This is a genomic window from Pseudomonas capeferrum (assembly GCF_000731675.1).
GTDB lineage: Bacteria > Pseudomonadota > Gammaproteobacteria > Pseudomonadales > Pseudomonadaceae > Aquipseudomonas > Aquipseudomonas capeferrum.
This window is the reverse complement of the sequence record NZ_JMIT01000001.1, coordinates 817,180-830,284: the sequence shown is the minus strand read 5'-3', so window position 1 is coordinate 830,284 and position 13,105 is coordinate 817,180. Positions and strand designations below refer to the sequence as shown.

Sequence of the window (13,105 nt, the reverse complement as noted above, 5' to 3'; positions counted from 1 at the left end):
CGTTCGCGACGCAAGGCCGCTCCTACAGACCGCAGGGTCTCAGTAGTACGTGCGGGGTTTTTCATCCGCCTTGTTCAACACGGTGCCAATCAGATTGACCCCCGCCAGATGGTGCAGACATTCCTCGATCTCCTGCTTGCTGTTCATGCCGTTGGCCACCACCAGCAGCACGCAGTCGAACTTGGGCATCACCGTGATCGCATCGTCAGAGCTCAACAGCGGCGGCAGGTCGAAGATGCAGATCCGCGACTCATAGCGGTTGCGCAAATCACCGATCAGGTTGCTCACCCGGGGTGAGGACAGCACTTCGGTAGACAGCGGAATAGGCACCCGTGTCGGCAGTACCACAAAGCGGGGCAACGTCGGGTTGACCAACACTTCTTCCAGCCCGGCTTCGTCAGCCAACAATTCGTTGAGCGCCTTGTCCATCGGCAAGCCCAGGCTGCTGCCGACCTTGGGCCGACGCAAATCGAAGTCCACCAGCAGCGCCGTCTTGGTCGTGTGGTGGGCAATGCTCATGGCCAGGTTGATGGCCAGGACTGTCTTGCCTGCTTCAGGCGTTGGCGAGGTGATGGCCAAGGTACGCCAGCCGTTTTCCTCCATGGCCTTCAACACCTGCGTGCGCAACAGGTCAATGGGCCCACTCATGTTCGAGTTCTTGTTGTAAGCGACGATGCGATGACGCTCAAGGTGCTCCGCACGCAACGGCACCACCTTGGTCTGCACATAATCGAACTGCCCAGGCACCTCGGGTTGCTCCGCCCCGTGGGCGGTTTGCGGTGTCTGAGTGGCACCTGGAGAAACTTGATGAATATTATTGCCAACTACCGGCTTGATCCTGTCCATCACTGCTTTCCCTATTCAAACCGCGCCATAGCCTTGAACAGCAACACATCCAACGGCATGTAGAACACGTGCACCAGCACTACCAGCATAGCAATCAGCACAAGCCCCGCGATGATCAGCAGGTTGCGCCAGCGCCGGCGCTTGGCCAGTTCCGCCTGGGTGGTGATGAACGGCACCGTGACCAGCACGCGCTTGCCCAGCACGCTTTCCAGCGCACCGACGCCACGCACCCGTTGATTGAGGATTTCCAGCAGCATCACCAGCGCACCGCCACCTGCCGGTGCCAACACCAGGCCCAAGGCAGCGATTTTCTTGCGGTTGGGCTTGATTGGCTTCTCGGGCAGCAGTGGTGGTTCGAGCAGCACGAAGCGCTCTGCCTTGTTTTCCTGCTCCAAGCTTTCGGTAATTTTCGCGCCCATCTCCTTGGCGCGGATTTCCTCGTACTTCTTGCGGGCGTTGTCGTGGTCACGCATCAAGGTGACCAGGCCACGCTCGACTTGCGGGGCTTCGAGAATCTCTGCCTCGTAGCCTTCCATCTTCTTCACCAGCTCTCGCTTTTGCTCGGCCAACGAAGCGATGCGCTCCTGGGCGGCGCCGATCCTTGCACGAACGCGGGCCACGTCAAGGCTCACCGAAGACGCAGCCTTGCTGTTGCCGCCACTGGCTTCGAGCGCCTGGATCTTGCGTTTTACCGCCACCACATCCGGGTGCGCTTCTTTATACCGGCTCAGCAGCCGGGTGTACTCGGCCTTGAGGCTGGGCAGGTCCTGCGGCAGGTCTGCACTGGCCGGCCGCGTACCGTCGGCCTTGGTGGTCAGCCCGGCATTGGCTGCGGACAACTCAAGCTCGAGGTAACGCAGCTCTTCCTGCGCCGTCTTGTAGTCGCGGTCGACCTCCCTGAACTCAAGCTCCGAGCGCGACAACATGCTCATGCGCAGCGATTGGTGCTCGGGCAAGGCATTGGCATGGGCTTGCTTGAAGTCTGCCAACTGGTTCTCCAGGCTGGCGAGTTCGGCACCCAGTTTGTTCGCTTCCTGGGTCAGGAACTCAGTGGTCTCGTTCGCCCGCTCGGTGCGCTGCTTCAGGTTTTCATTGAGAAACAGCGTGACCAGTTCGCTGGCCACTTCCTTGGCGACTTCCGGCTTCTTGTGTTCGAACGACACGGTGAAGGCGACCGTGGCCTCACCGCGCCCTCTGACGAAGGTACTGAGCGAGGCGACCACGATGGCATTGCGCATCTGCTCGATCTTGTCGCTCTCGCTGAGCTGCTTGCCCTTGTCGGCGAACAGGTTGTACTTGTCGATGATCCGCAGCAGGTTCTCGCGGGTCATGACCCGCTGGCGGATGACCTCGATGCGCTCATCGGCAAAGCTGTTGTTATTCGCCGAGACCAGCTCCGGCGAAATCTGCTGCGACTCCACCAGAATGGTGCCGGTGGACTGATAGATAGGCGGCACACTCAGCGCCACCACCACGGTGGCGGCAAGAATGACTACGATACTGATCCCCAATAACAGGGCCCGATCCTTGATTATGGCGATGTAATCTTTGAGGGAGAGCTCGTAGTCAGACTTCATAAAGGCCACCAGGCTGAAGTTCAGAGGTCGGGGTACCTATACGTCAACGTCAAACCAACAATCGTAGCGGTCGCATCGGGTGCATCATCCTGGCGCCGTTCCTTGTACATCAACGATAGGCGCAGATCCCAAAAAGGCGAAAATTCCCGGCTGGCCCAAATGCTGTAGGTTTGCAGGGTATTGGGCGTTTGCCCCTTGCTGTCTTGCCATGACGCATCGGCCCCGACACGGGTCAGTTCGTTGACCGCATAACTGTAGATACCGCGCACCATGTCGAGCTGGGCAAAACCACCCTCGGCACTGGCGACCGTGCTGCGTTCGGCGCTGAAACTGGCATCGGAGCGCACCCCGGTATACAGCAGCGAAGCACCGCCCTCACCGCGCCGGCCGCCCTCGGACCCGGACACCTTGTTGACCCCCAGGTGCGCATCCGCACTCAGGCGTTCGGAAAACTGATACTTGACCCCGACCGCAGGCGTGTAACTGTTGGAGGCCGTGGCAGTAAGGTCTTCCTCGGGCTCATAACGCCTTGCGCCAAAGCGCGTATAGAGGTCGGCCCGCTCACTCCAGGCGTAGGTCCAAGTGAATACGTTGCCCAGTTCGTTGTAGCCGGTCAGGGTGTCGATGTCATAACGGGCACGGGTGTACTTGGTTTCGTTGGACAACGTGCTGCGCTCGGTGATGGCGCTGCTCCAGTTGCCTGCCAGCGAATACAGCTTTTGCGTGCCATCGGTCGTCACCACACCGGTGTCCTGGACGGTGCCGGATAACGTGGAGCTTTCGTTGTAGAGGGCTACCAGGCCAAAACGCCCTTTCTCGGTGTCTCGCTGCCAGCCAAGGCTCACGTTCGGGTCTTCGCGGTCGTCGACGATGTCGGTGTCGGACGAGCGCAACACCTGCATGCCAAGACCCAAGCGCAACTCGTCGCGGTCGAAGGTACCGACCAGGGTGTAGTCGGGCGCGATGATCGTGCGCGTCACACCCTTTTCTTCAGACGACAGCAACAAGGGGTTGCTGTCGTATTCGACCGAGGACGGCACCACCACCGAGGACTGCCAATTTGCTGCCTGGACCGCGTCCGTAAACGGCAAGACCAAGATTGCCGTTGCAATGCTAGTTGTTCTTAGAAGAGGCATTAAGTGTTCTTATTAAGGCAAGATCAAGGAACGACCAGCGTATCGCCAGCCTGAAGTTGGATGTTGGTGGACATGTCACGCCCGGAAACCAGGTCCTTATATCGCACGGGCAGAATCTGTTGTCTGCCCTTGTCGACACGGACCACCTTGATGGCGCTTTCGTCAGCGAATTTGTCCAAACCACCCGACATGCTCAAGGCCTGCAATACGGCCGTGGGGCCCGCCATCTGCACGGGCCCGGGCTTGATCACCTTGCCCTGCACATAGACCAGGTTGCCGGCGATGCTCTTGACGACAACGCTGACGTTCGGGTCGGGGAGGAATTTTTCGAGTTTGGCAGCGACCTGTTTTTCGACTGCCGTGACATCGAGGCCGGCGACATCGATTCGCCCGGCCAAGGGGAAGGTGATACTGCCATCGGGAAGTACGGTGGCCTCCTGACGCAGGCTCTCCTCTTGCCAGACAGACACCATGACCACGTCGCCAGGGCTGAGCAGGTAACTTGCGTTATTTTCGAGGGCGTTGCCGGTACCGGACCACAGCATCAGCACGCAAAAAGCGGAACACAATGAACGTACCATGAGGGTCCCTCCGGCCTATTGGCCCGACAAAGAGCACTGAATGAGAACGGCACACAAACTCTCGCTCCACTTCGCAACCGTACCACCTGCTGCGACGGCCTCAACCATCCTGGAGGCCCTGTAACTGACGCTGCGAAGCCCTGACCCACCAGCACGCTGCGCTACCCTACGGCTATTGGCAATTACTGGCTACTGGAATATAGCAACAGTTGGAAAATTGACAAGCCGCCCGCGGCAGCGAAAAGTCGTGCATCAAAGCACAGTCGTCAAATTACCGACGGCACTGAATGCGTGTGCTATTGAACAACCGTTAAAGACGTACTTTACCCTGCCGACGCGTGGCGTGTTTAAATCTTTCTTCTATTGGCAACCGCCACAAAACCAATCACCGCGAAGGCGAAGAACCAACCTGCTGTTGCGACAGGAATGACACTGTTTTGATTGACATAAGAATCAGCAGCGCGTGCTGCGCCACTTAAAAGCACCAACAAGAATATTGATTTTATGAACAGTGTCGAGCGCATAACCCCCTCCTATATAGAGGATAATAAAAGTATTTATATTTGGGTTTAGCGGGAGACTTCCTCGCTGTTGATTTGAGCTTATGGGCACAATGACACTACGTCAATGATCCGACACCATAATAAATCTCAATGAACGAGGGGTGACTTCGTCAAAATGCCGTCACACAAAAAATGCAAGCGCCCAAGGCAGTTGCCTGACACTTTCCACTTCGCTGTAAGAGACTGAAATGCCTAAATTTTCTAAAACCTCGGCCGCCCGGAAGACCCCAGCGGTGTGCGATATCGGCAAGGGAAGGCGTTAAGCGTGGAACCGAGTGCGTTTCATCGGTGAGAAGGCAAATGCCAATCGTTGAGCTTGCGAACCGAAATCTGGCGCTTTTCAACCAGGCACTGACACGGACTATAAGGGCATCAGATCGAGGGTGCGTTCCACTTCCTCGATGTCGATCCTGAAGCCATCGCCCTCCGGCATGCCCACCACAAAGCCGAAGTGCTGCTGGTCGCGATCCGTCAGGTACTTGTAATAGCTGACAAAACGGTTCGGAGGCTGCAACGTCAACACGCTGCCGCCGGTTTGCAGCACGTTGACGCCGTGAACCAACTGGCTGCCTTCAACCCCGACCACCACTCTGGCGCCGGCACAGGCTGCAATAATGCTCGGCACGTCGGTCTTCAGTGGATCGACAACGCGAAAGCCCCGGGTCTGGCGCAGGTGCTCTGCAATCGCCTTTTCATTACGCAGGAAACGCAAGTCGCCGTCGCCCCCACGCAAAATGAACACGCCGGGGTGCGGCTCATGGTTGACGTGCGAAAGCAGTTTTTCACCCATGGCCCGGTAGCGTAAATGCCGGCTGCGGTTATTGCTCTGATCGTCAAACAGCACCAGTTCACGGAAAAACGCACTGCGCAGACGTAGGGGCTTCATGTCTAACCAATCTTCATAGGCAGGCGCCTGGGAAAACAACGGGTAGCGGGCTGATGGCGCCGTGGTCACCGGTACGCCCTCGTTACGGGCCAGTGCGTAAGTGACACAGTCTTCCATCAACCAGGTGCCAAACCACGAATTGCCATTTTGCGTGCAATAGATGGCCGCTCGTTCGATTTCGTTCTCGACGACAACCCGCGGAAAGGTACTGGGTTTCAACGATAACCAATGGCTGGCCTTGCCCTTGTAGAGCGCCCCGTCTATGAGCCAGACGTCCTTGATCAAGTAGCCGCGTGTAGGCCCCTGCACAACGCTGAGGCCGCCTTCCATGGTGCGCGCAGGATGCACATAGGGGTAAAACCGCTTGGCCTCCCACCCCGTCACCCGCTCGAGCTGATTGGGCAAAAAGAATGCTGGCGGGGAGAGCGTTGTTTCACCCGGCGCAATCTCCCAGCTTTTTGACGCGATGCTTTTCAGGTCGACCGCCGAATTGCGGGCGAGTCGCTTACGTGCCATGTACTTGTAGGCAGCGAGGGTCCACTTATGCCGTTTGCCGGCGGACGGTGCGCTGAATTTCGACATATCGCTTCCCATGAAGCTGCTCCCCCGGGTGGCGTGGCCACTGGCGCTCTGAATCAGTTGGATGTGACCCTTTCCATCGTCGGCGGCGACTGTAAGTTGGCGTAACGCGTGCGCAAGGTTTCAATAAAGGACTCCCCCGAACCGGCGGTGCCATAGAGGTAGATCTTGTGCAGCCCGCCAAACACCATTTCGTGGTATCGGCTGGCGACCTCTTCCTCACTCGGCCCATCTGGCAAGCCCAGGTGCAGGGTCAGTTTGTCGCCTTCGACAGCGAACATCGGGGTTTCCCAAAGAAACTTCGCCGTGCCGGTCTTGGGTAGCCTGACGAACAGGTAGGCATGGTTGCCCAACGAATCGATATCGCCGCCGCGCCTTCTCTTCCATTTCAGCAAGCCGTCATCCGGCCGCGCCAGGCACAGGCCGATATCGTAATAATCAAAGCCGTGTTGCAACGCCCACTCCAACGCCATGAACGTGGTGATAGAGTTCACTTCCCGCAGTTTTTTCGCATCTGAAAACACCGCCTCGCTATAACCAAAACGCAGCGTGCTCCAATAACGTTTGCCGCCGCGCGTCACTTCACACCCCAGGTGACAACCAATGACGTCGTCGCCCAAGGTGATCAGGTCCAGACGCCCTACATGCTTGGCGATGCGAAACACATCGTCTGTGGGGAACTGCGCGGCATGAATACCTTGCCTTGCGGTGGCATAGGGGCGCAGTAGCTGGCTGTCGGCCATTGCGATTTCTTCATCCGACAGTGTCTGCCTCATCTGGTAGAGCGGTCGGTTCTTGCGAATGCTGCGGCGCAATTCGCTGTCGTAGCGTGCGGTAATGTCCTCCAGCGGGCGCCCCAGCGGTACCACGGCGCTCAGGTAGTGCGGCACCGACAAGGCCCCGGTGGTGGGCAATTCACTCACCAGCACCACATGGGTCGACGCTTCAGGCTCTGCACTGCCGGCGGCCACCGCGCCGGTGCCCGGTACCTTGCCACCAATCAGCAACTTGGCCATCTCGCGCTGATGCTTACGGCCGATGTAGAGGATTTCGTAGGGGCTTTCCTGCTGCAGCCGGAACCTCGCGACTTCCCACCGCCAAAAACAGGCTCGCCCAAGCACTTCTCGTATTTTGCTGGAGAGCAACCTGATCTCGTAGCGCGTGGAGGGAGAGATGAGTTTTCGTGCAAGAGCCGCCAAGTTCTCTTTCATGCTGGTTCGACATCCTTTGATGTTGTCTAAGGGCAGATCAGCAAAAGATCACAGTTGACTGCAATAAACACACCCAACGCGCTGATATATAAAAGATTGCTTACGAAACATCACTCTCACATTCAGTAACAATTTAAGATGCAAGGCCATGCTTTGGCAAGCGGCACTTTGACAGCATGAACACCTATTTTATGACGTCAAATTTCTTGTTTGCATTTGATGACTTTATGACGCTAACCCATGACGTATGTTCAGTTAAGCGCACTACTCGGCTACCACCTGGTTATTAGCAATTGCCGTTTGATACTGGCTCCTCATAAAGGAGCATCCACATGCCCGCCCTCTCTACGCTCGCCCCCCATCAAGACCTGCTCAAGCAACAGCTTCCTGCCTGGGCCCATCGAATAGCGGCCTCTCAATGGCAGCGTTTGAAACAAAGCCATGTACCGGCCTATTTCACCCAGGACTGGTTCGCCAATGCCGCCCCTGCTCTTCGCGAGGCTGTACAGCGTAGCCAATCGCGCCTGTTACGCTCGCAAGCCACGCTCGCTCGCTCGCTGCGGGGGCTTGAACAAGTTGCCGAATTCGCTGAATCGCGACTCAAAGCTTGCCTCGCCGAGCGGGGCTGCACGGCACCCTTGCGTGGCACTGAGCTGCTTCGGGTAGAAAGCACCTGGCATTGGATAGGGCTGCGCACGCTTTACAGTCATCGACGCGACAATCTGCTGCAAGCCGCACTGCAGAACTTCGCCGACGACGAGTCCTTCACGCCCCAAAGTGCCATCGCCCTGAGCGCCAATATTCATGTAACAGCCGCCGAGGTGCAGGGCATCGCGTTCACCGGCGCGCAAACGCCCGCATCGCACTTTGCGATGCCCACGGAGCACTACCTGGTGGATCCATTGCCACTGGCACCCGCTTCGTTCGCCGCGCTGTGTCGCACACTGGACTTAGGGGGGCAATACCAGACTCATCTGGATCAGCATTTCGCCAAGCCCCCGGTACGTGAGCAGGCAATAGCCGTGTACAAGGACCGGTTGCGCCTGGCTGCCGACCTGGCCTACCTGCGCCATGAACTGAGCGGTGCCACGCGTGACCACGTCGACCTTTTGTTGCAGGGCGATAATCTGCCGTGCTGGCAACTGGCGTTATTCGGTATCACGCTGCACGAGGTCATGCTGATCGAAGCAGGGCGCGCCGGGCTGCTGCTCTATCTGCCCGGCCACGAGGCGCTGCGGCTAGTTACCGATCTTGATGCAGTTCACGACGCATTGGCGGCCCTGTTGCTGGAGCCCGCCACCCGGCAGATGTTCATGGCTTACATTGAGCAGAGCCAGCATCAACACTTTCTCAACTTGCTGCACCAAAACCTTGATGCCTCGGGCACGTCTGCCGACGACCAGGCATGGTCGCGGGCCAGTCATGCAGACCTGCGCCCGACGCGGCTAGCCATCACCGAGGAGCCATTCGGTTTCTATCAGGCGCAGCACGTAGACCGCCTCAAGCGCGAAGCACGCCAACTGGCGGTGCCGACGGCTGAAGCCGATGCCAAGGCGCGGGCGAGCCGTCTGCAAGCGTGGGAAGACCGTGGCCTGGATGCGCTCAACCTGGCCGGTTTCTTCATTCCTGCCGTGGGCACGCTGATGCTGGCGGTGACAGCGTGCCAACTGCTTGGCGAAGTGTACGAGGGTTATGAAGCCTGGCATCAGGGTGATCGCCATTTGGCACTGGGCCATCTGGAGGCGGCCGGGCTGAGTCTGGCACTTGCCGCTGGCTTGGCGACTGCAGGCCACGTGGTGCCGAAGCTGTTCAAAAGCCCGCTGCTGGAGCAGCTGCAGGAGGTGCGCAGCAGCGATGGCTGCTACAAGCTCTGGCAACCTGATCTCACACCTTACCGCAGCGACCAGCCGTTACCGGAGCACGTACAAGCCAACGCACAGGGCCAGTACCTGCTCGACGGCCGGTATTTCATTCGCATGGATGGCCATCTCTACGAGCAACGCCTGGACAATGAATTACAGCAATGGCGTATCGTCCACCCCCATGTGCAAGACGCTTGGCAACCCCCGCTGGAACACAACGAACAGGGCGCTTGGCGCGGCTGTCATGAACAGCCATCACAGTGGTCGTTCGCGGTACTGATACGTCGTTTGGGGCAAGACTACCCTGCGCTGAGGGCAGACCAACTTACCCTGGCAGGCCGCATCAGTGGTAGCGATGCAGCCAGCTTGCGCCGCGTACACCTCGAGGGGCAGCCGGCACCTGTGTTGTTGCTCGACACCTTGCAGCGCATGGCCGCGCAAGCCGAGGCGCAAGCACTGGGTGGCGACGCGCCAGAGGCCTTGTTCGCGCGCCTGTATAACGGCGAGGGGCCCATCGAGCCCGCAACAGATCGGTTACTGCAGGCCTACCCTCGCCTGTCGGCCGCACTGGCCAGGCGCTTGCTGGCGCCACTGGACGCTGTAGAAGCACTGGCCTGGGAACACGACGCAACGTTACCTGCCTGGCTGCGCCAACAAATTGAACATACACACAGCGAACTGCCTCTTGTACGTGCCTTGGAAGGCGTGCTGGTGCCGGCTCGGGCCAGTGCCGAAAGCGAACGCCTGCTGTTCAGCGCCCTCGCTGACTGGCCTGACTGGCCGCGCGATGTACGCCTGGAGCTGCGTGCCGGTAGCCCCGAAGGCCCGCTGCTCGACAGTGTTGGCAGTGACCAGGCCAGGCGCATCTGCCGGGTCATCAGGTCTACAGAAGGCTATGAAGCTGACCTGGGGCAGCGCCCTGCCCCCGCCACGCGGGACCAGGACCTGTGCCGCGCAATCGAACAGGCGCTGCCGCAGGCCGATCGTGGCGCACTGGCGATCACCGTGGCAGATGGGGGTTCGATACGCCAGCGCATCCAGAGCTGGGCCAACGAAAACAGGGAGGCCCTTGCGCAAAGACTGTGGGGGCATGGCGCCATGCGACGCGCGCTCCCCGGCCAGCTACGTGGGGGGCGCCCGCTTGACCCCGAACCACCGCACCCGCGCCAAACGAGTTCACTGGCCGGGGCCTACCGCCGTCTGTACCCCAATGCCACCGATTCAGAGATCGAGGATGCGCTTGAAAGCGGGCAAGAAGATGATGAGACTGATGACAATTCCCTTCTCTCCCCCACACAAAGACTGCGCGACCTGCAGCAACGTCTGGATACCCTGCGCCGCGACCTGCACGAGTGGGCCCGCCTCGACCCGCAGCGCCCACACCAGCGGCAGCGAGCGATCCGCCCGATCGTCAACGCCTGGCGGCGCCTCTCGACGGTTTCGCTCGGGGACGGGGGGCGCATCTACAGCCTCGACCTTTCCGGCCTGGAGCTTGAAGACCAGGATTTGGCCAGCCTGGTCTTGCCGGACGACTTCACCCATGTGGAGCACTTGTCGCTGAGCAATAACCCCTCGCTCAGCCAGTTACCCGCAGTGCTCCATGAGCGCCTTCCCTGGCTGAGACGTTTGTTGCTGTCCAAATGCCGCTTCAATTCACTACCCCGTTTGGCCAACCCTGGTCGATTGACCTGGCTCGACCTGGACAACAACCGCATCACTTGGGACTACCGCGCACAAGCATCCTTGAATCAATGCTCCGGGCTCGTAGTCCTCGACCTTTCGGGCAACCCACTGCTGGAGGCCCCTGACTTGAATGGGCTTGATCACCTGAAAACCCTGTTCCTGAATGATTGCGGGCTGACCGAGTTACCCGCAGGCCTGGAGCGGATCGCCGAACCTATGGTCCTGGACATGTCGGGCAACCAGTTCCTGAAATTGCCCGACGGCTTCAGCCTCCCGGAACCGTCCGCCCAGGCCCTATGCCTAGAAAGTGAATGGCTCGGCGAAAGCGTGCTTGCACAAATTGATGCTTACAACACGGCCCATCAGGTCGATCTGCTGGTAAGTGAAAGTGACTATGACGAGTTCTTCGAGCAAACCGGGCCTGAGGAAGCCGCACTTTGGCAGCGCTTTCCGCTGCAGTATCGTCGCGACCTCAGGCCACTGCTCGGCGACGATTTTTTTCGAAGCCAGCCCCAGCAAGCGCGAGCGGAATTCTGGCGCCGCCTGGCAGCCATCGATGCTGATCAGGTACTGCGCGAAGAATGGCTGACCCACCCGCCAGCCAACCTGTTCCAACTGCCACTGTGAAGTGATCAGCAGCCGCGCCTGTCACCCAGGTGACAGGCGCTGCCGGCGCGGGTTGCGCGCTATCCAGCCGTGCAATTCGGCGGCGGGCATCGGCCGCCCCATCAGGTAACCTTGCCCCTGATCGCACCCGGCATTGCGCAGAAAGTCGTACTGCTCCTGGGTTTCGATACCCTCTGCGGTAATGCGGTACCCCAGGGCATGCCCCAGGTCGATGATGGCGCGGGCAATGGCCACGGCATCATCGTCAACCGGCAAGTCCTTGATGAACGCGCGGTCGATCTTCAGGTGATCGATAGGCAGCGCGCGCAGGTAGGCCAGTGATGAATAGCCGGTACCGAAGTCATCCACCGCAGTGGCCACCCCCATGGCCTGCAATTGCGCCAGCACCGCACAGGCTTGCTGCTGGCTCTCCATCAGCAGGCTCTCGGTAATCTCCACTTCCAGCAGATGGGCGGGCAACCCATGGCGCTCCAGGGCCACCGCCAGGCTCGACACATAATCGCTGCGCTCGATCTGCAGCGCCGCGACGTTGATCGCCAGCGGTCCCGGCAGGCAATCGTCCATACGCCATGCCGCCAACTGCGCACAGGCCAGTTCCAGCACCCGCTCACCCACGGGGATGATCAACCCGGTACGTTCTGCCAAGGGGATGAACTCGGCCGGTGATACCAGGCCGGCTTGCGGATCGCGCCAGCGCAGCAGCGCCTCGACACCCTCCAGCCTGCCGCTGAACAGGTCCACTTTGGGCTGGTACCAAAGCTCGAACTCATCGTTGTTCAGCGCCCGGCGCAAATTGCGCTCCAGTTCCAGGCGTTGCTGCAAGCGCGCAGTCATGTCCGGGTGGTAGGGCCGCCAGGTGTTACGCCCGCTTTCCTTGGCGGCATACATGGCGGTATCGGCGTGGCGCAGTAGGTTGTCGACACCTTCGCCGTGCTGCGGGCACCAGGCCAGGCCGATGCTGCCGGTAACCAACGCGGCATTGCCCTTGAGGTCGAACGGCCGTTGCAGGCAGCGCAGCAGGTGGCACAGTTGGTGGCTTATCTGGCCCTGAGTGCCCTGGAGCATGAACACGAACTCGTCGCCGCCCAAGCGGCAGACGCGGTCGTGCAGGTCCAGTTCCTGCAGAAAACGTGCGGTGGCTTGTTGCAGCAGCAGGTCGCCCATGGCATGGCCGAGGCTGTCGTTGACCTGTTTGAAACCGTCGATGTCGAGTACCAACACGGCCAGGCCGTGCCCCTTGTTGATGGCCTCGGCCAGTTGCCGCTGGAACAGCACCCGGTTGGGCAACCCGGTGATGGTGTCGTAGTGCGCCAAGCGCTCGAACTGCGCCTGTGAGTGGTGCAGCTCGCGGTTTTGCTGCTGCAGATGGCGCTGCTTGCGCTTGAGCCGCACGGCGTACAGGCCAAGCAAGCCCGTGGCGGCAACGACCAACCAGAACAGCGGCGAAGCCAGCAGTGCGCACGTCTGTTCATCGCAAAACGGGGGGCTGGATGTGATCATAGGCCTGCGCACGCACTCGGTTAGTGCTGTATCGGCGCAGCGCAGGCAATGTTG

The 13,105-nt window shown here is 59.7% G+C and carries 9 protein-coding genes; 1 reads left to right on the top strand and 8 read right to left on the bottom strand.

Annotated features, from left to right (window positions below; all coding sequences use genetic code 11):
* Positions 1–39: 39 nt before the first annotated feature.
* From PC358_RS03830 to PC358_RS03805, 7 genes are all read right to left on the bottom strand, one after another.
* On the bottom strand, positions 40–846 hold the full coding sequence (locus PC358_RS03830; protein WP_033697643.1) for a CpsD/CapB family tyrosine-protein kinase: 807 nt from the start codon (positions 844–846) through the stop codon (positions 40–42).
* Positions 847–857: 11 nt separating this feature from the next.
* Positions 858–2,423, bottom strand: a complete 1,566-nt coding sequence (locus PC358_RS03825) for a GumC family protein (protein WP_033697640.1) — start codon at positions 2,421–2,423, stop codon at positions 858–860.
* Between the two features lie 20 nt (positions 2,424–2,443).
* Positions 2,444–3,559, bottom strand: coding sequence for a surface lipoprotein assembly modifier (locus PC358_RS03820; protein ID WP_033697639.1), 1,116 nt, complete (start codon positions 3,557–3,559; stop codon positions 2,444–2,446).
* 23 nt (positions 3,560–3,582) lie between these two features.
* On the bottom strand, positions 3,583–4,140 hold the full coding sequence (locus tag PC358_RS03815) for a polysaccharide biosynthesis/export family protein (protein WP_033697637.1): 558 nt from the start codon (positions 4,138–4,140) through the stop codon (positions 3,583–3,585).
* Between the two features lie 347 nt (positions 4,141–4,487).
* Entirely contained in the window at positions 4,488–4,664 is a 177-nt protein-coding gene (eppA, locus tag PC358_RS27885) for an EPS-associated small membrane protein EppA (RefSeq protein ID WP_077068395.1), read from the bottom strand.
* A 400-nt stretch (positions 4,665–5,064) separates the two neighbouring features.
* Positions 5,065–6,183 (bottom strand): glycosyltransferase 61 family protein, encoded by a 1,119-nt coding sequence (locus tag PC358_RS03810; protein WP_033697636.1) that lies wholly within the window; start codon positions 6,181–6,183, stop codon positions 5,065–5,067.
* A 41-nt stretch (positions 6,184–6,224) separates the two neighbouring features.
* Complete coding sequence (locus PC358_RS03805; RefSeq protein ID WP_033697635.1) at positions 6,225–7,379, bottom strand: hypothetical protein; 1,155 nt, start codon at positions 7,377–7,379, stop codon at positions 6,225–6,227.
* Between the two features lie 332 nt (positions 7,380–7,711).
* Between PC358_RS03805 and PC358_RS03800 the strand changes: the two genes are divergently transcribed.
* A complete protein-coding gene (locus PC358_RS03800) occupies positions 7,712–11,551 on the top strand; it encodes a leucine-rich repeat domain-containing protein (protein ID WP_033697634.1) in 3,840 nt (1,279 codons plus the stop codon).
* A 21-nt stretch (positions 11,552–11,572) separates the two neighbouring features.
* Here the strand turns inward: PC358_RS03800 and PC358_RS03795 are convergent, their stop codons facing one another.
* On the bottom strand, positions 11,573–13,051 hold the full coding sequence (locus tag PC358_RS03795) for a putative bifunctional diguanylate cyclase/phosphodiesterase (RefSeq protein ID WP_081874708.1): 1,479 nt from the start codon (positions 13,049–13,051) through the stop codon (positions 11,573–11,575).
* Between the last annotated feature and the right edge of the window lie 54 nt (positions 13,052–13,105).